Annotated in this window: 15 protein-coding genes; 8 read left to right on the top strand and 7 right to left on the bottom strand. The window is 73.0% G+C overall.

Features of this window, described 5'->3' with window-relative positions:
• Positions 1–25: 25 nt before the first annotated feature.
• Both ACH45N_RS10240 and ACH45N_RS10235 read left to right on the top strand, forming a co-directional pair.
• Positions 26–1,885 carry an HSP90 family protein gene (locus tag ACH45N_RS10240; protein ID WP_397393308.1) on the top strand — a complete coding sequence of 620 codons (1,860 nt, stop codon included), beginning with the start codon at positions 26–28 and terminating at the stop codon, positions 1,883–1,885.
• Entirely contained in the window at positions 1,882–4,203 is a 2,322-nt protein-coding gene (locus ACH45N_RS10235; RefSeq protein ID WP_397393307.1) for a hypothetical protein, read from the top strand. Before ACH45N_RS10240 ends, ACH45N_RS10235 begins: the two co-directional genes overlap by 4 nt.
• Before the next feature lie 216 nt (positions 4,204–4,419).
• Here ACH45N_RS10235 and ACH45N_RS10230 read toward each other — a convergent pair whose 3' ends face one another.
• Entirely contained in the window at positions 4,420–6,105 is a 1,686-nt protein-coding gene (locus tag ACH45N_RS10230; protein ID WP_397393306.1) for a ribonuclease J, read from the bottom strand.
• 33 nt (positions 6,106–6,138) lie between these two features.
• Complete coding sequence (gene dapA / locus ACH45N_RS10225) at positions 6,139–7,107, bottom strand: 4-hydroxy-tetrahydrodipicolinate synthase (RefSeq protein ID WP_397393305.1); 969 nt, start codon at positions 7,105–7,107, stop codon at positions 6,139–6,141.
• Positions 7,108–7,227: 120 nt separating this feature from the next.
• Here dapA and ACH45N_RS10220 point away from each other — a divergent pair, with 120 nt between their 5' ends.
• From ACH45N_RS10220 to ACH45N_RS10195, 6 genes are all read left to right on the top strand, one after another.
• On the top strand, positions 7,228–8,700 hold the full coding sequence (locus ACH45N_RS10220; RefSeq protein WP_397393304.1) for an NAD-dependent succinate-semialdehyde dehydrogenase: 1,473 nt from the start codon (positions 7,228–7,230) through the stop codon (positions 8,698–8,700).
• Positions 8,701–8,790: 90 nt separating this feature from the next.
• Positions 8,791–9,513, top strand: coding sequence for an AzlC family ABC transporter permease (locus tag ACH45N_RS10215; RefSeq protein WP_397393303.1), 723 nt, complete (start codon positions 8,791–8,793; stop codon positions 9,511–9,513).
• On the top strand, positions 9,510–9,830 hold the full coding sequence (locus ACH45N_RS10210; protein WP_397393302.1) for an AzlD domain-containing protein: 321 nt from the start codon (positions 9,510–9,512) through the stop codon (positions 9,828–9,830). The genes ACH45N_RS10215 and ACH45N_RS10210 overlap by 4 nt, the downstream gene beginning before the upstream one ends.
• A gap of 37 nt (positions 9,831–9,867) precedes the next feature.
• The gene (locus ACH45N_RS10205) at positions 9,868–10,371 is read left to right on the top strand and encodes a GNAT family N-acetyltransferase (RefSeq protein ID WP_397393301.1); all 504 of its coding nucleotides are present in this window, start codon (positions 9,868–9,870) and stop codon (positions 10,369–10,371) included.
• A 115-nt stretch (positions 10,372–10,486) separates the two neighbouring features.
• On the top strand, positions 10,487–10,954 hold the full coding sequence (locus tag ACH45N_RS10200) for a hypothetical protein (RefSeq protein ID WP_397393300.1): 468 nt from the start codon (positions 10,487–10,489) through the stop codon (positions 10,952–10,954).
• Positions 10,955–11,165: 211 nt separating this feature from the next.
• A complete protein-coding gene (locus ACH45N_RS10195) occupies positions 11,166–12,464 on the top strand; it encodes an MFS transporter (protein WP_397393299.1) in 1,299 nt (432 codons plus the stop codon).
• Between the two features lie 48 nt (positions 12,465–12,512).
• On the opposite strand, the gene ACH45N_RS10190 is transcribed toward ACH45N_RS10195, so the two are convergent.
• From ACH45N_RS10190 to rpsO, 5 genes are all read right to left on the bottom strand, one after another.
• A complete protein-coding gene (locus ACH45N_RS10190; RefSeq protein WP_397393847.1) occupies positions 12,513–12,956 on the bottom strand; it encodes a hypothetical protein in 444 nt (147 codons plus the stop codon).
• 98 nt (positions 12,957–13,054) lie between these two features.
• A complete protein-coding gene (gene dapB, locus ACH45N_RS10185) occupies positions 13,055–13,828 on the bottom strand; it encodes a 4-hydroxy-tetrahydrodipicolinate reductase (protein WP_397393298.1) in 774 nt (257 codons plus the stop codon).
• A gap of 89 nt (positions 13,829–13,917) precedes the next feature.
• Entirely contained in the window at positions 13,918–15,246 is a 1,329-nt protein-coding gene (locus tag ACH45N_RS10180; RefSeq protein ID WP_397393297.1) for a M16 family metallopeptidase, read from the bottom strand.
• A 1-nt stretch (position 15,247) separates the two neighbouring features.
• Positions 15,248–17,494 carry a polyribonucleotide nucleotidyltransferase gene (locus ACH45N_RS10175; RefSeq protein ID WP_397393296.1) on the bottom strand — a complete coding sequence of 749 codons (2,247 nt, stop codon included), beginning with the start codon at positions 17,492–17,494 and terminating at the stop codon, positions 15,248–15,250.
• Between the two features lie 221 nt (positions 17,495–17,715).
• Entirely contained in the window at positions 17,716–17,985 is a 270-nt protein-coding gene (rpsO, locus tag ACH45N_RS10170; RefSeq protein ID WP_020016810.1) for a 30S ribosomal protein S15, read from the bottom strand.
• Between the last annotated feature and the right edge of the window lie 67 nt (positions 17,986–18,052).

Here is an 18,052-nt window from a genome sequence, read left to right as displayed (position 1 = left end):
GGGCGCTACTAGCATCGCGCCCACCATGACGACGCAAGAGACCCCGACGGATTCACCGCACACGTTCCAGGTCGACCTTCGTGGGTTGGTGGACCTGTTGTCCCAGCACCTGTACGCCAGCCCTCGCGTCTACGTGCGCGAGCTGCTCCAGAACGGCGTCGACGCCATCACCGCGCGGCGTGCCCTCGATCCCGGCGCTCCCGGCACGGTGCGCATCCGAGCGACCGGCACCGCGCTGCGGGTGACCGACTCCGGGATCGGCCTGACCGAACCGGAGGTGCACCAGCTGCTGGCCACGATCGGCCGCAGCTCCAAGCGCGACGGCCTCCAGGAGGCCCGCAAGGAGTTCCTCGGTCAGTTCGGCATCGGCCTGCTGGCCTGCTTCGTCGTGGCGGAGACCATCCGGGTGGTGAGCCGTTCGGCCCGCACGCCCGACGCCCTGCCCGTCGAATGGGTCGCCCGCGGCGACGGCTCGTACACGGTCCGCACGCTCGACCCGGCCGAGCACCCGGAGCCGGGCACCACCGTCCACCTGGCGGCCCGCCGCGGGAGCGAGCAGTGGTTCGAGGCCGACCGGGTGGCCGACCTCGCCGCCGACTTCGGCGCGCTCCTGCCGTACGACGTCCGCGTGGGCGACGAGCCGATCACCGGGCAGCGGCCACCGTGGGAGTCCGAGCACCCCAGCCCGACGGCGCGGGCCGCCGCGCTGTCCGCCTACTGCCAGGACACGTTCGGCTTCGCGCCGCTCGACTCGGTCGAGCTGGACCTGCCGCTCGTCGGCATCCGCGGGGTCGCCTACGTGCTGCCGGGCGTGGTCAGCCCCGCGCAGCGCGGCGGGCACCGGGTGCACCTCAAGGGCATGCTGCTCACCGACCGCGCCGAGACCCTGCTGCCCGACTGGGCGTTCTTCGTGCGGTGCGTGCTCGACACCGACACGTTGCGCCCCACGGCCAGCCGGGAGCAGCTCTACGAGGACGAGACGCTGGCAGCCGTCCGCGACGCGCTGGGCGACCGGGTCCGCGATTGGCTCGCGCAGCTCGCGGCCACCTCGCCGGAGCGCCTGCGTCGCTTCCTGGCCGTGCACCACCTGGGGGTCAAGGCGCTCGCCCTGCACGACGACGACGTGCTGCGCACCATGCTCCCCTGGCTGCCCTTCGAGACGTCGGAGGGCGAGCTGACGCTCGACGACCTCGCCCGTCGGCACCGGACCGTGCACTTCACGCGCACGGTCGACGAGTTCCGGCAGGTCTCGGCCATCGCCGCGGCGCAGGGCATGGCCGTGGTCAACGGCGGGTACACCTACGACGCCGCGCTGGTCGAGGCGCTCCCGCTGGTCCGGCCCGAGGTCGCCGTCGAGGAGCTGGACGCGTCGGTCGTCACCGCGCATCTCGACCACGTGGACCCGGCGGCCGAGCTCGCGCTGGCCCCGTTCCTCGCCACGGCCCGGGTGCGCCTCGACCCGCTGGACTGCGACGTCACCGTACGGGCGTTCCACCCGGCGTCCCTGGCCGCGATCCACCTCGACGACCGGTCGGCCCGGCACGAACGTGCACGCGCCGAGGCCGAGAGCCAGGCCGACGACCTGTGGGCCGGCATCCTCGGCGCCCTGCGCGACGAGACGCCCCGCGCCCGGCTCGTGCTGAACCACCTCAACCCGCTGGTGCGCCGCATCGCCGGGCTGGCGGAGCCCGACCTGGCCGGCGTGGCCGTCGAGGCCCTGTACGGGCAGTCGCTGCTCCAGGCCCGCCGCCCCCTGCGCCCCGTGGACCAGGCGCTCGTGAACCGCGCGTTCGGCGAGCTGCTGGAGTGGGCCGCGCCCGTCGTGCCACCAGCCCGCCACGACCGGCCGGACGACCGGCCCGACACCCAGGAGACCGACCGATGACCGAGATCACCGACCTCGCGACGCTCCAGGAGGCGATCTGGGAGAACGACCAGCGTCCCCACGGCACCTCGCAGGCCGCGGCGGCGGAGAACATCCTCGCCCAGGCCGAGCTCCTCGGGCCCGAGGCCGAGATCAAGGCGGTCTTCCACCTGATCAGCGCCTACGAGTTCAGCGCGGACCGGCACAAGGTGCTGGTCCCGTTCGCCCGCGCCCTGCGGCTGTGGGACCAGGACCCGAGCGCCTTCGACCACGCCGCCACCCACGCGCTGTTCTGGGACTTCAAGTGGGTGACGACGGGCATGCTCGACCTCCCCCGGGTACCGCTCGCCGCCATCGAGAACTGGCTCACCGAGATGGACCGCCGCTACCGGCTCGCCGGGCACACCGACCGAGCCGTGCGGATGTCGGAGTTCTACATCGCCGACCACGTGGGCGACACCGAGCGGGCCCGGCGGGCGTTCGACGGCTGGCTCGCCGCCGAGCGCGGCGAGATGGCGGACTGCCACGCCTGCGAGACCGCCCGGCAGGGCGAGTTCTACTCCGACGAGGGTGACGACGCCAAGGCGGTCGGGCACTGGGCGCCCGTGCTCGACGGCCGGCTGACCTGCGCCGAGGAGCCGCACCGCGCGCTGGCGCGCTCGCTGCTGCCCCTGGTCCGGCTGGGCCGCCTCGACGAGGCCCGGTCGAACCACCTGCGCGGCTACCCCATGGTCAAGGGCTCGGAGAGCCTGATGCACTCCGTGGCCAAGCACATCGAGTTCTGCGCGCTGACCGGCAACGAGGCGCGCGCGCTCGAGCTGCTGGCCGACACCCCCGGCTACTTCCAGGCCGACGGCGAGCCCGAGCCCCGCATGGGCTTCTACGCCGTGACCGCGCTGCTCATGGACCGCCTGGTCGCCCTCGGCCGCGGCGACCTGCGGGTCACCGGTCCCGCCGGCCGCCCGTGGACCGCCGCCGAGCTGGCCGGGCACGCCCGGACCGAGGCCCTGACGCTGGCCGGCCGGTTCGACGCGCGCAACGGCACGACGGCCGTGAGCGAGCGGGTGCGGGCCGGCCTGGACGCCCGGCCGCTGCTGGACCGGCTGCCGCTGGGCCTGCGCGCGGTGCTGCCGACGGTCGGCGCGTCCCTGACCGGCAAGGCGCCGGAGGCGGGCGTGGCTTCGGAGGCCGGCGCCGCACCGGCGGAGGCCGACAACGTGGCGGACGCCGAGGGTGCCGACGGCGCCGACGAGATGCCCGCCGCCGTCCGCGCGGCGCTCGACCGGTACGACAAGGCCCGGCAGAACGAGGACCTGGCCGGGATGCGAGCGGGCATGTCGGAGGCGATCGACCAGGCCGGCGACGCCGCGGCCCCCGGCTGGCGCGCGGGCGCGCACCTGCAGCTCTCCGAGGTGCTGGCCGCCGAGGAGGACCTGCCCGGTGCCGTGCACCACGCCTACGAGGCGGTGGCCTGGGCCGACCTCGCCGACCGGAAGGTCGCGGTCGTGGCCAGGACCCGGCTCGGCGCCCACCTGATGGCGGGCCGCCGGCTTGCGGAGGCGGCCCCGGTGCTGGAGCAGGCCCTGACCGACCTGGACCCCTCCCCCGAGGTGCACGGCGAGGGCACCCTCGTGCAGGTCCGCTGGTGGCTCGGCGACTGCGCGGCCGACCGCCACGAACCCGCGGAGGCCGCGAAGCACTGGCTCGCCGCCGCGCAGGTGGCGCAGCACTGGCCGGAGCAGGACGACCACGCGATGCTCGCCACCCTCGCCGCGGAGGCCCTGGAGCGGGCCGGCGAGAACCTGTCGGCGGAGCTCGCGTACGAGCGGGCGGCGGACCTGTGGGCCGAGACCGGCGACGCGCTGCGCCAGGTGCGCACCACCCGCGCGTGGGCGTGGGCCGTCCGCGGCCGCGACGTCGCCGAGGCGGGCCGGATCATGACCGGCGCGACCCGGGTGTGCGAGGCCGCGCTCGCCGACTCGACCGACCCCGACGAGCTCGCCGAGCTGCGCCTCCAGCTGCCCGAGACGCTCGAGCAGCATGCCCGGGTGATCGCCGACGAGGACGTGGAGACCGGCCGCTTCGGCGGGCTCTACGCCGGCGCCCTGGAGGAGGCGTACGCGCTGGCGAGCCGCGCCGAGTCCCTCCTGCGGGAGTCCGACGACGTCGCCCGCTGGTGCCGTGGCGCCCTCCTGGCGGCGGAGCTCGCGGTCGAGTCGGGCAGCACCGCGAGCGGCCTGGAGCTGGTCGCGGCCGTCGAGGCGCGGATCGAGGGCGACGAGGAGCTCGGCGGCTTCCGCGGCCACGCGGGCTGGATCCGCGACCAGGTCACCACCTGACCGGTGTCCTTCGTGTTGCGGCAGGAAAACATCCGAACGCTAGCCGTACGAAACCAGGACGTTGAGCCAATGAGCGGGTGATCTTCGGCGAGATCGACGCCAGGCCGCGGACAGCACAACGGGCGGGGTAACGCTGAGCTAACAGTGCTAGCTCAGCGTTACCCCGCCCGGGGAGTGCTGCCCACCCGACCGACCCGAGGGCCGGCCGGGTACGGATCACGCCTCGACGACGACCGGCACGATCATCGGCTTGCGCCGCAGCCGGGTGGCCACGTAGCGACCGATGGTCCGGCGCATGATCTGCTGCAGCTGGTGCGTGTCCGTGGCCCCGCCCGCGATCGCGTTCTCCAGCGCCGCGGTGACCTCCGGCATCACCTTGTCGAACACCGAGGCATCCTCGGCCATACCTCGCGCCAGCACCTGCGGCGGTGCCAGCACCTTACCCGTCGCCGTGTCGATCACGGCGAAGACTGAGACGAAACCCTCCTCGCCCAGGATCACGCGGTCCTTGAGCTCGGCCTCGGTGATCTCGCCGACGGACGAGCCGTCGACGTACACGTACCCGCAGGGCACGGCGCCGACCACGGAGGCCTTGCCGTCCACGAGGTCCACGACCACGCCGTCCTCGGCGAGCACCACGCGGTCGGCCGGCACGCCGGTCCGGACCGCGAGCGCCCCGTTGGCCACGAGGTGGCGCACCTCGCCGTGCACCGGCATGACGTTCTTGGGCTTGAGGATGTTGTAGCAGTACATGAGCTCGCCGGCCGAGGCGTGCCCGGAGACGTGCACCTTGGCGTTGCCGCCGTGCACGACGCGCGCGCCGAGGCGGGTGAGCCCGTTGATGATGCGGAACACGGCGTTCTCGTTGCCGGGGATCAGCGACGAGGCGAGGATCACGGTGTCGCCGTACTCGACCTGCACCTTGTGGTCGCCGTTGGCCATGCGCGAGAGCGCCGCCATCGGCTCGCCCTGGGAGCCCGTGGACATGTAGACGATCTGGTCGTCGGGCACCGAGTCGGCCTTCTTCAGGTCGATCAGCACGCCCGGCGGCACGTCGAGGTAGCCGAGGTCGGCGGCGATGCCCATGTTGCGCACCATGGAGCGCCCCACGAGGGCGACGCGGCGTCCGTGGGCGTGCGCGGCGCGCAGCACCTGCTGCACGCGGTGCACGTGGGAGGAGAACGACGCGACGATGATCCGCTTGTCGGCGTGCGCGAACACGTTGTCGAGCACGGGGCCGATCTCGGCCTCGGGCGTCACGAAACCGGGCACCTCGGCGTTGGTGGAGTCCACCATGAAGAGGTCCACGCCCTTCTCACCGAGACGGGCGAAGGCGCGCAGGTCCGTGATGCGGCCGTCGAGCGGCAGCTGGTCCATCTTGAAGTCACCCGTGTGCAGCACGGTGCCGGCGGCGGTGGTGACCGCCACGGCGAGCGCGTCCGGGATGGAGTGGTTGACCGCGACGAACTCGCAGTCGAAGACGCCGAGCTTCTCGCGCTGCCCTTCCTTCACCTCGAGGGTGTAGGGCTTGATGCGGTGCTCCTTGAGCTTCGCCTCGATGAACGCGAGCGTCAGGCGCGAGCCCACCAGGGGGATGTCCTTGCGCAGGCGCAGCAGGTACGGCACGGCACCGATGTGGTCCTCGTGGCCGTGCGTCAGCACGATCGCCTCGATGTCGTCGAGACGGTCCTTGATGTAGTCGAAGTCCGGCAGGATCAGGTCCACGCCGGGCTGGTTGTCCTCGGGGAACAACACGCCGCAGTCGATGACGAGCAGCTTGCCGGCATGCTCCAGGACCGCCATGTTGCGTCCCACCTCGCCCAGGCCGCCGAGGGCGACCACACGCAGACCGCCTTCGGGCAGTGCTGGGGGCAGGGACAGTTCGGGGTGAGGATGACTCACGTGGCCTCCAAGGCCTCGTTCCAACAGAAAGTTTCAGTGCCCGGCGGAGCTCGCCTGAGCGAGCTCGTTCACCTCGGGCTGGTGTGCGGTGACGCCGTCGCGCAGCAGGCCGGCCTCGGCCAGCACCGCGCGCAGGGCGGCGACCTCGTCGTCCGACGCGGCGACGTTCGGCAGACGCAGGAAGCGGTTGTCCGTGACGCCGAGGATCTCGACGGCGGCCTTGGCCATCACGGCCTGGGCGCCCGCGCCGTTCAGGGCGTCGATCACACCGGTCGTGGTACGGAAGACCTCGATCGCCCCGGCGATGTCGCCGGCGTCGAACCGGCGGACCGTCTCCGCGAAGTGAGCGCCGACCACGTGGGCCGACACGGACACGATACCCGCACCGCCGACGCTCAGGAACGGCAGCAGCAGGCCGTCGTCGCCGGAGTACCACGCCAGACCGGTCTCACCGATGAGCTTGCTGGCGGAGTAGACGTCGCCGGTGGCGTCCTTGTTCGCGACGATCCGGGGGTGCCGGGCCAGGCGCCGGTAGGTCTCGGGTGCGATGCGCACCACGGTGCGGCCGGGCACGTCGTACAGCATCACGGGCAGGTCGGTCGCGTCGGCGACGGCCACGAAGTGCTGGTACAGGCCCTCCTGGCTGGGCCGCGAGTAGTACGGGGAGACGACGAGGAGGCCGTCCGCGCCCGACTCCGCGGCCTGCTCGGCCATGCGGATCGCGTGCACGGTGTCGTTCGAGCCCGCGCCCGCCACGACCGCGGCGCGGTCGCCCACGGCGTCCACGACGGCGGCGACGAGCTCCTCCTTCTCGGGGGTGTGCGTGACCGGCGACTCACCGGTGGTGCCGGACAGGACGATGCCGTCGTTGCCGTCGTCCACGAGCTTCTTCGCCAGCTTGACCGCTGCCTTCAGGTCCACGGCGCCGTCGGGCGTCATCGGGGTGACCATGGCAGTCAGGACCGCGCCGAACGGGCGCGCGGGATCAGTGGGAAGAACCATGGCCCTACCGTACCGTTCTCCGCCCCGTCACCGGGCGTGTGGCCGCCGACCCGCCGGGCGTCGTCCCGGCCGGAGCACCGGGCACCTGACGCCGCTTGCGCCGACGTGGATACTCGGAATATGACGGCGACGACGCTCTCCCCCGCCCTCGTGGCGCACCTGCCCACCGGACTGCTCATCGACGGGCACTGGGGCCCCGCGTCCGGCCGCGCCACGTTCGAGGTCACCGACCCGGCGACGGCCCAGCCCATCTTCGACGTCTCCGACGCCACCCCCGCGGACGCCGTGCGCGCCCTCGACGCCGCCCACGCCGCGGCGCCCGCCTGGCGCGCCGTCGCGCCGCGTGAACGCTCCGAGCTGCTCCGCGCCGTCTTCGAGCGCCTGGTGGCCCGCGCGGACGACGTCGCCGCGCTCATCACCGCCGAGGCCGGCAAGCCGCTGGCCGAGGCGCGCGCCGAGGTGGTCTACGGCGCTGAGTTCCTGCGCTGGTTCGCCGAGCAGGCGGTGCGCGCCGACGGCCTGGTGCGCACGGCGCCGGCGGGCGGCAGCAAGCAGTACGTGAGCCGGCGGCCCGTGGGGCCGGCGCTGCTCATCACGCCCTGGAACTTCCCCATCGCCATGGCCACCCGCAAGATCGCGCCGGCGCTCGCGGCGGGCTGCACCGTGGTGATCAAGCCCGCCGAGCTCACGCCGATGACCACCCTGCTGGTCGCGGAGATCATCCGCTCCGAGGCCGAGCGTCGTGGCCTGCCGACGGGCATCGTCAACGTGGTCCCGACCACGCAGGCGGGTCCCGTGACCGAGCCCCTGTTCGAGGACCCCCGCCTGCGCAAGGTCTCGTTCACGGGCTCGACCCGGGTGGGCCAGCTCCTGCTCGCCCAGGCGTCGAAGAACGTGCTGCGCAGCTCGATGGAGCTGGGCGGCAACGCGCCGTTCGTCGTCTTCGAGGACGCCGACCTCGACGCCGCCGTGCAGGGCGCCCTGATCGCCAAGTTGCGCAACTCCGGCCAGTCCTGCGTGGCGGCCAACCGCTTCCTGGTGCACGACGCCGTCGCACGCCCCTTCGCGGAGAAGTTCGCCACCGCGGTGGGCGCGCTGGTCACCGCCCCGGGCACGCAGCCCGGCGCCCAGGTGGGCCCGCTCATCAACGAGGCCGCCGTCGAGAAGGTGGGCGGCCTCGTGGACGACGCCGCCGCGCACGGCGCACAGGTGCTCACCGGGGGCGCGCGCCTGGACCGCCCGGGCCACTTCTACGAGCCCACGGTGCTCACCGGCGTGAGCGCCGACGCGCGGGTCGTCACCGAGGAGATCTTCGGACCGGTGGCCCCGATCGTGGCCTTCGGGTCCGACGACGAGGCGTACGAGCTGGCCAACGGCACCCCGTTCGGGCTGGCCGCCTACGCGTACACGACGTCGCTCGCGCGGGCCCAGCGCGCGATGGACGAGATCGAGGCCGGGATGATCGGCATCAACCGCGGCCTCGTGTCCGACGCGAGCGCCCCGTTCGGCGGCGTCAAGTCCTCCGGCCTGGGCCGCGAGGGCGCCGAGGCCGGCATGGAGGAGTACCAGGAGACGGTGTACGTGGCGCTGTGACCCGCCGCGCGGGCGGCGTCCGGCGCGGGCGCGGCGTCCGGAGCGCGGGCGCCGTGCCAGGCGGAGCCGGTGACCACGTAGCCTCACCACGTGAAGGTCCTCCCCACCGACCCGGCGGCCCGAGCCGCCGTCCGCCAGGGCGTCAGCGTCTCCGTGGCGACCGGCCTGTACGGCATCTCGTTCGGCGCCCTGTCCGTCGCGGCAGGTGTCGGCCTCGGCCCGACCATGGCCCTGAGCCTGCTCATGTTCTCGGGCGGCTCGCAGTTCGCCCTCGTCGGCGTGATCGGCGCGGCGGGCACGCCCGTGGCAGCGATCGCCACCGCCACGCTGCTCGGCCTGCGCAACACCCTGTACGGCGCGGTGGTCTCGCCCCTGCTCCAGGTGCGCGGCTGGCGCCGGCTGGCCGCCGCGCAGGTCACGATCGACGAGTCGACGGCGGTCGCCGTGGCCCAGCCGGACCCCGCCACGTCCCGGATCGGGTTCTGGGTCACGGGTGTCGGCGTCTACGTGCTCTGGAACGCCTTCGTGCTGCTCGGCGCGCTCGCCGGCGACGCCCTGGGCGACCCGCGGGCCTGGGGCCTCGACGCCGCCGCTGCCGCCGCGTTCCTCGCCCTGGTGTGGCCGCGGCTCGCGCCGCGCCGCGCCCAGCTCGTGGCCGGGCTCGCCGTCGTGGCCACCACGGCGCTCATCCCCTTCGTGCCGCCGGGCATCCCGGTGCTGGCCGCGGCGGCCGTCGCGATCGTCGTGGGACTGGTCGCGCCGGCGTCCGCCGACAGCACACGGAACGAGACCGACCGGGAGCCCGTCCGATGACCACCGCTGCCCTCTGGACGACCGTGCTCGTGGCCTCGCTGGCCTGCTTCGCGCTCAAGCTCGGCGGGCACCTCGTGCCGCGCTCCTGGCTCGCCTCCGAGCGCGTCTCCCGCGTCACCACGCTCGTCACGGTGGCACTGCTGGTCTCGCTCGTCGTGGTCCAGGGCTTCGCCGACGGCCGCACGCTCGTCGTCGACGCCCGGGTGCCCGCGCTCGCCGTCGCGGCCCTGGCCCTCGCCCTGCGCGCCCCGTTCATCCTGGTCGTGGTGCTCGCGGCGGGAACGGCCGCGGGCCTCCGCGCCCTCGGCTGGGGCTGACACCCCCCGCCCCGGCGGCGGGCGCTAGGGTTCTGTGATGGCCCTGTTCCGCGAGACCGCAGACGTGTCCGTCCGCCCCGCCGTCGCCGGTGACGAGTCGGCGGTGACCGACGTGCAGGTCGCCTCCTGGCGCGCGACCGGCGTGCTGGGCGAGGGGGTGCTCGAGGCGCTCGACGTACCCGCCATGCGCGAGCGCTGGGCCTCGGCGATCACGTCGCCGCCCGGGCCGGGGTTCGCCGTGCTCGTGGCGCTCGCGGGGCCCAAGGTCGTCGGGTTCGCCGCCGTCTCCCCCGGCCAGGTGCTGTCGCTCGAGGTGCTGCCCGAGGCGCAGCGCGGCGGCCACGGCTCGCGGTTGCTGGCCGCCGCCGTCGACCGGCTCCGCGCGGACGGCTCCGACACCGTCACCACGTGGGCCCTGGTCGACGACACGGCGCGCGCCTCCTTCCTGAAGGCCAGCGGCCTCGGTGAGGACGGCCGCAGCCGCACGCTCGCCACGGGCGTGCGCGAGGTCGTCGAGCACCGCTGGTCCGCCCAGATCTGACGCCGTCCGGGGCGCGTGCGCGCCGCCGGGCCCGGACCGCCGTGTTCGGCAGGCGAACTGAAGGTTTCACGCCCACGTGACAGTCCCGTGACACGGCCTTGCGACCATCGGCGGCATGGGGATTCGCACGGAGTACTTCGCAGCACCCACCGACGAGGTGGCGGCGACGGCGCTCCACGCGCCCGGCGGGCCGTCCGAGCCCGACCTGCGCACCGACCAGCCACGGTTCGACTCGGTCGCGGTGCCGGCCGTGGACCCGTTCGTGATGCTCGGCGGGCTGGCCGGCGTGCTGTCCGGCCGGCCGTATGCGGAGGTCACGGCGCACCCGCGGCACGGTGCGCTCGTCGGCAGCGGCGGCGAGGAGGGTCCGTGGATCGTGACGGTCGCCCAGACCCTCGTCGACGACCTCGCCTCCGCCGGCCCGACCCGCCTGGCCGAGGCGGCCCGCGAGTGGTCCGGTACGACGACGCCCGCCGTGTCCCCGCAGGCCCTCGTCACGGCGCTGCTGTCCCTGGGGGCGCTCGCCGCCCGCGCGGCCGACGAGCGGCTGGGGCTGTACTGCTGGACGAGCCTGACCGACTGAGCCGGAGGTGCAGCGCAGGGGTGGGGACCGAGGAACGAGGTACGCGCCCGGAGCGGAACCGCAGGCTCAGTCGGAGACAAACAGAGCCTGAGGACCGTGGCACCACCCGCCCCGTCGTCGACCCGTGGGACGAGCGGGCGGACCTCGTCTGCATGGAACGCAGCATGGAAACATGGCGCGACCACCGTCGCCGAGGTGCTTCACTTTCCCGGTGAACCGCACCCGCAACCCGCTCTGGCGGACCTTCGTCGAGCTCCGTGGCAACCCGCGCGCCTGTGTGTGGACCGAGCCGCTGTGGGGCCTGTCCATGGCCCTGGTCCTGCCGTACGCCTCGGTGTTCATGCTGGCCCTGGGCCTGCATGACGAGCAGATCGGCCTGCTCGCGACCATCGCCATGATCTCCCAGGTCGGCTTCGGGCTGGCCGGCGGCATCATCACGGACCGGCTCGGGCGGCGCGCCACGACGGCGTGGTTCGACGTGATCGCCTGGGTGATCCCGTGCCTCCTGTGGGCGTTCGCGGAGAACTTCTGGTTCTTCCTCGCCGCGTCGCTGGTGAACGGCGCCATGCAGGTGACGCAGAACTCGTGGGACTGCCTCATGGTCGAGGACGCCGAGCGGGGCCAGATCACCCGGATCTACTCGCTGGTCAAGGTCGCGGCCGACTGCTCGGCGCTGTTCGCGCCGATCGCCGCGCTCCTGGTCGCCCAGCTCGGGCTCGAGCCCGCCGTCCGGATCCTGTACATCAACGCCGCGATCGTGATGGCGGTGAAGATCGTCTGGCTCTACCTGTGGTCGAGGGAGACCCGCCAGGGCGAGATCCGCATGGCCGCCACCCGCGGGCACAGCGTCTGGCGCCTCCTGGCCGGGTACCGCGGTGTGCTCGGGCTGCTGCTGCGCTCGCGCGGGTCGCTGCTGGCGCTGGCCGTGGCCGCGCTGACGGCGGCGGTCACGCTCGTCAACGGCACGTTCTGGCAGGTGGTGGCCAGCCAGCACCTGAACGTGCCGGACGCGCTGCTGCCCTTCTTCCCGATGGCCCGATCGGTGCTGTCCGTGATCTTCTTCTTCACGCTCATCCCGCTGCTCACCACCGCCGTGGACCTGCGGCGCGCCACGCTGCTGGGGTTCGGGGTGCACCTCGCCGGGCAGGTCGTGCTGGTCGCGATCCCCGCCTCGGCAGGCGGCGCGACGGCGTCCACGTACGCGTTCCTCGGCCTGTGCCTGCTGCTCGACAGCTTCGGCGCGGGCATGCTGTTCATGCTCTCGGAGTCCCTCGTGGCGCTGCACGTGGACGAGGCCGAGCGGTCGCGCGTGATGGCTCTCCAGCGCACGTGCATCATGCTCGCCGCGGCGCCGTTCGGCTGGATCTCCGGCTGGCTGTCCGGGATCGACCGCACCTACCCGTTCATGCTCACGTCGGTGCTGCTCGTCATCGGGCTCGTGCTGGTGGCGGTGCGCTGGGTGCCGACGCACCTCGGGACGGAGGCCGTGCCGGCGTCCGAGACTGCCTGACGCGGGACGCGCCCTCGCAGTGGGGCGCGCCCTCGCGGTGGGCCGCGGTCAGGCGGTGCGGAACAGGCGTGACGCGCGCCGTAGCGCCTCGCGGGCGCGCCGACGGTCGCCGGACGCGTCGTAGGCGAAGGCCAGGTGGTACCAGGCGCGCCAGCTCTCGGGCGTCGCCTCGACGGCCGCACGGTACGGCTCGAACGCCGCGTCGGCGGCGGCCCGGTCGATGCGCCCGCCGGGCGAGCGCGGGAGGTCGTCCACGGGGAGGTCGCCCTCGGCGAACAGCGTGTCCGCCATGCGCTGCACGGTCGCCGCGAGCCAGTACTCGCGGGCGATCAGGCCGATGACCAGCAGCGGGATGATCAGCACGCCCAGGCCGATCGCGATCAGGACCGGCTCGCCCGTGCGCATCATCGAGACGCCGCGCCCCGCGATCTGCCACACGTACAGGGCGAGCAGCGCCGTCACGGCGATGGCCCCGGGCAGCCCGCGGGGCAGCCTCCGGCGCGCCGACGACGCGGGCTCGGACGGTGTCGACCCGGACGGCGTCGACCCGGACGGCGTCGGGTCGCCCGGGCGCTCCGCCGCGGGCTCGCTCACGACAGGTCCAGCACGTGCTCGAGGCCCACGGTCAGCCCGGGGCGGGAGACCACGGAGCGGATCGCGAGCAGCACGCCGGGCATGAACGAGGCCCGGTCGAACGAGTCCTGCCGGATCACGAGCTGCTCGCCCTCGTTGCCGAACAGGATCTCCTCGTGCGCCACGAGCCCGCGCAGCCGCACGGCGTGGACGCGGACCCCGTCGACGTCGGCACCGCGGGCCTCCCAGCCCGTCTCGGTCGCGTCGGGCGACGGCCCGCGGCCGGCCTCGGCGCGCGCCCGGGCGATCGCGGCGGCGGTGTGCCGGGCGGTGCCCGACGGCGCGTCCACCTTGTTCGGGTGGTGCAGCTCGACGACCTCGGCCGACTCGAAGTAGCGCGCCGCCTTCGCGGCGAACGTCATGGCGAGCACCGCCGAGAGGCCGAAGTTCGGGGCGATGAGCACGCCGAGCGCGCCCCTGCCGCCCTGGCCGTGGGGCGAGAGCTCCGCGAGGTGGGCCGAGACACGCGCGCGGGAGGCGTCGTCCCACCCCGTGGTGCCGACCACGGCGTGCGCACCGGCGTCGAGCACGGCGTGCACGTTGGCCTCGGTGACCGCCGGCACGGTGAAGTCCACCGCGACGTCGGCCCCGGCGAGGGTCTCGGCGGAGACGGTGTCGCCGCGCCCGAGGCGTGCGACGAGCTGGAGCCCGTCGGCCGCCTCGACCGCGGCGCAGGCCTGGGTGCCCATGCGCCCGGTCGCGCCGAGCACGGCCACCTTGATGTCACTCACGATCTACACCCTAGTTCCTCGCTGAGTGCTGGATTTTTGCGCTTCCGAGGCGTCCGAAAGCGCAGATAGCCAGCACTCAGCGGTGCGGTTCAGTTGTCGAACGGGCCCACGCGGACCACCGAGCGCGGCCGGGCCGCGAGGTCCTGCGCCAGGTCCTGCACGTCGGCGGCCGTGACCGCCTGGATGCGCTCGAGCGACTCGGCCAGCGACAGCAGGTCGCCGTACACGAGCTCGGCCTTGCCCAGGCGGCTCATGCGCGAGCCGGAGTCCTCCAGGCCGAGCACCGTACCGCCGGAGAGCTGCCCCACGGACCGCTTGAGCTCCGCCTCGGTGATGCCGTCGTGCGCGAGCTTCTCGAGCTCCTCGACCAGCAGCTCGGTGACCTGGTCGGCCTTGGCGGCCGCGCAGCCCGCGTACAGGCCGAAGGTGCCGAGACCGCCGTGCGCCGAGGCGAACGAGTACGTCGAGTACGCCAGGCCCCGCTTCTCACGGATCTCCTGGAACAGCCGCGACGACATGCCGCCGCCGAGCACGGCGTTCAGCACGGACAGCGCGAAGCGCCGGTCGTCCGTGGCCGAGATGCCGGTGGAGCCCACGATGATGTTGGCCTGCTCCACGGCGCGCTGCACGGTCAGCTCGGCGCCCGCCTCGGGCACACCGGCCCGGTCCTCCGTGGAGGGGCGGCGGTCCCGCGGCCGCGTCGCGGCGTCGAGCTCCCAGCCGCCGTCGGTCAGGGCCTGGGTGACCTGCTGCACGAGCTTGTCGTGGTCGATGCCGCCGGCCGCCGTGACGACCAGGGTCTCCGGCCGGTAGTTCCAGCGATAGTGGTCCCAGACGGCGTCGCGCGGGACGGCGTTGATCGTCTCCGGCGTGCCGCCGATGGGGCGGCCCAGGGCGTGGTCCCCCAGCACGACGGCGGAGAACTGCTCGTGCACGACGTCGGTCGGGTCGTCGTCGTTCATCGCGAGCTCTTCGAGGATGACGCCGCGCTCGGTCTCGAGCTCGTCGGTGTCCAGGCGCGCGGACGTGACCATGTCGGAGATGACGTCGACCGCCATCGGCAGGTCGGAGTCGAGCACCCGTGCGTAGTAGCAGGTGTGCTCCTTGCCGGTGGCCGCGTTGGCCTCACCGCCGACGGCGTCGAACGCCTCGGCGATGTCCATGGCCGTGCGCCGCGCGGTGCCCTTGAAGAGCAGGTGCTCCAGGAAGTGCGTCGAGCCGAAGTGGCCGTCGGTCTCGTCCCGCGAGCCGACGCCGATCCAGGCGCCCACCGTGGCCGAGCGCTGGCCCGGCATGTTCTCGGTGAGCACACGGACACCGCCGGGCAGGACGGAGCGACGGATCGTCGCGCCGTCCTGCCCGGCGGTCAGCTCGGCACCGGGCTCGCCCGTGGGTACGAGCGGCAGGTGCCACGTCATGTCAGGCTTCCGCGGGTGCGGTGGCCTCGGCGGCCGGCTCGGCGGCGTCGGACGAGGCCGACTCCTCCTCGTCGGTGACGGCGACCAGCGAGAGCTTGCCACGCGGGTCGATCTCGCCGATCTCGACCTGGACCTTCTGGCCGATGGACAGCACGTCGTCGACGTTCTCGACGCGCTTGCCACCCACGAGCTTGCGGATCTGGCTGATGTGCAGCAGACCGTCCTTGCCCGGGGACAGCGAGATGAAGGCGCCGAACGACGTCGTCTTGACGACGGTGCCGACGAACCGCTCGCCCACCTCGGGGACGTGCGGGTTGGCGATCGCGTTGATCGCCGCGCGGGCGGCCTCGGCCGAGGGGCCGTCGGTGGCACCGATGTACACGGTGCCGTCGTCCTCGATGGAGATGTCCGCGCCCGTCTCCTCCTGGATCTGGTTGATCATCTTGCCCTTCGGGCCGATGACCTCGCCGATCTTGTCGGTCGGGACCTTCACCGTGATGACGCGCGGGGCGTTCGGGGACATCTCGTCCGGGACGTCGATCGCCTCGGCGAGGACCTCCAGGATCGTCAGGCGCGCGTCGCGCGCCTGACCCAGGGCGGCCGCGAGGACCGACGCCGGGATGCCGTCGAGCTTGGTGTCGAGCTGGATGGCGGTGACGAACTCCTTGGTACCGGCGACCTTGAAGTCCATGTCGCCGAACGCGTCCTCGGCACCCAGGATGTCCGTCATCGCGGCGTAGCGGGTCTCGCCGTCCACGGTGTCGGACACGAGACCCATGGCGATGCCGGCGACCGGCGCGCGCAGCGGCACACCGGCGTTCAGCAGGGACAGCGTGCTCGCGCACACCGAGCCCATGGAGGTCGAACCGTTGGAGCCGAGGGCCTCGGACACCTGGCGGATCGCGTAGGGGAACTCCTCGCGGCTCGGCAGGACCGGCACCAGGGCGCGCTCGGCGAGCGCGCCGTGGCCGATCTCGCGGCGCTTCGGGCTGCCCACGCGGCCCGTCTCACCGGTCGAGTACGGCGGGAAGTTGTAGTTGTGCATGTAGCGCTTGCGCGTCTCCGGACCGAGCGAGTCGATCTGCTGCTCCATGCGGAGCATGTTCAGCGTGGTGACACCCAGGATCTGGGTCTCGCCACGCTCGAAGATCGCGGAGCCGTGCACGCGGGGCAGCACCTCGACCTCGGCCGAGAGCGTGCGGATGTCCGCGAGGCCACGGCCGTCGATGCGGACGCCGTCGGTCAGCACGCGCTGGCGCACGAGCTGCTTCTGGAGCGAGCGGAACGCGGCCGACAGCTCCTTCTCGCGGCCCTCGAACTGCGCGTCGAGCTGCTCGTGGACGGTCGCCTTGAGCGCGTCGAGCGTGTTCTCACGCTGCTGCTTGTCGGCGATGGTCAGCGCGTCGCGCGTCGGCGCGGTCACGGCCGCCTCGACGGCGGAGTACGCGTCGGGCTGGTAGTCCGGGAAGAGCGGGAACTCCTGCGTCTCCTTGGCGGACTGGCCGGCCAGCGCCACCTGCGCGTCGCACAGGGCCTTGATGAACGGCTTGGCCGCCTCGATGCCCTCGGCGACGACCTCCTCGGTCGGCGCGGCGACGCCCTCGTTCTTGATGAGGTTCCAGGCGCCGTCCGTCGCCTCGGCCTCGATCATGGCGATCGCGACGTCGTCACCGACGGAGCGGCCGGCCACGACCATGTCGAAGACCGCGCGCTCCTTGTCGGAGTACTTGGGGAACGCGACCCACTGGCCGTCGATCAGCGCGATGCGGACCGCGCCGACCGGGCCGTCGAACGGCAGGCCGGAGATCTGGGTGGACGCCGACGCGGCGTTGATGGCCAGCGTGTCGTAGGCGTCGTCCGGGTGGATCGCCATGACGGTGATGACCACCTGGACCTCGTTGCGCAGGCCCTTGACGAACAGGGGGCGCAGCGGGCGGTCGATCAGGCGGCAGGCCAGGATCGCCTCCGTCGAGGGACGGCCCTCGCGACGGAAGAACGAGCCGGGGATGCGGCCCGCGGCGTACATCCGCTCCTCGACGTCCACCGTCAGCGGGAAGAAGTCGAACTGGTCCTTGGGGTGCTTGCCGGCCGCGGTGGTCGACAGCAGCATGGTCTCGCCGTCGAGGTACGCGGCGACGGAGCCGGCGGCCTGCTTGGCGAGGCGTCCGGTCTCGAACCGGACGGTGCGGGTGCCGAAGCGACCGTTGTCGATCACGGCCTCGGCGAACTGGATCTCGGGACCCTCCACGGGTGCCCTCCTTCTCTCGGTGTTCTCTTGGAACGCCCCCGTGCCCGACGGTCATCGATCGAGGCCCACCGAGCCGCTGCTCGCGTGGAGCGGAAAGACTCGGGAAGCCACTACCGAGGACCGGACGAGGTCACGGGCGGCGGTATTCGGTTGTCGTACTACAGCATCTCACCAGACCAGCCCGGCCCCCGCGACGGGGGCCGGGCTGGTGGGAAGCATGATCAGCGGCGCAGGCCGAGCTTGTCGACCAGGGCGCGGTAGCGCTCGATGTCGATCCCCTTGAGGTAACCCTGGAGACGACGGCGCTGACCCACGAGGAGCAGCAGACCACGACGGCTGTGGTGGTCGTGCTTGTGCTCCTTCAGGTGCTCGGTGAGATCCTTGATGCGCTGCGTGAGGAGCGCGATCTGCACCTCCGGCGAACCCGAGTCGCCCGGCTTGGTTCCGTACTCGGAAATGATCTGCTGCTTGGTGGCAGTGTCGAGCGGCATGGCTCTCCTTCGGTGTTGTTGCGCGGTGCTCCGGGACTTGATTCACCGGGGCGCTCTGGATCCGCGG

Origin of the sequence: Promicromonospora sp. NPDC019610, from assembly GCF_044389365.1 — a bacterium.
Lineage (GTDB): Bacteria > Actinomycetota > Actinomycetes > Actinomycetales > Cellulomonadaceae > Promicromonospora.
Note: the sequence above shows the minus strand (reverse complement) of the source record. Positions and strands in the feature narration are given on the sequence as shown.

Bases quoted from the DNA above. Each gene is read 5' to 3' on its own strand.
- ACH45N_RS10240 (WP_397393308.1), top strand. From the start codon at position 26: ATGACGACGCAAGAGACCCCGACGGATTCACCGCACACGTTCCAGGTC.
- ACH45N_RS10235 (WP_397393307.1), top strand. From the start codon at position 1,882: ATGACCGAGATCACCGACCTCGCGACGCTCCAGGAGGCGATCTGGGAG.
- dapA (WP_397393305.1), bottom strand. From the start codon at position 7,107: ATGGTTCTTCCCACTGATCCCGCGCGCCCGTTCGGCGCGGTCCTGACT.
- ACH45N_RS10220 (WP_397393304.1), top strand. From the start codon at position 7,228: ATGACGGCGACGACGCTCTCCCCCGCCCTCGTGGCGCACCTGCCCACC.
- ACH45N_RS10210 (WP_397393302.1), top strand. From the start codon at position 9,510: ATGACCACCGCTGCCCTCTGGACGACCGTGCTCGTGGCCTCGCTGGCC.
- ACH45N_RS10205 (WP_397393301.1), top strand. From the start codon at position 9,868: ATGGCCCTGTTCCGCGAGACCGCAGACGTGTCCGTCCGCCCCGCCGTC.
- ACH45N_RS10200 (WP_397393300.1), top strand. From the start codon at position 10,487: ATGGGGATTCGCACGGAGTACTTCGCAGCACCCACCGACGAGGTGGCG.
- ACH45N_RS10180 (WP_397393297.1), bottom strand. From the start codon at position 15,246: ATGACGTGGCACCTGCCGCTCGTACCCACGGGCGAGCCCGGTGCCGAG.
- rpsO (WP_020016810.1), bottom strand. From the start codon at position 17,985: ATGCCGCTCGACACTGCCACCAAGCAGCAGATCATTTCCGAGTACGGA.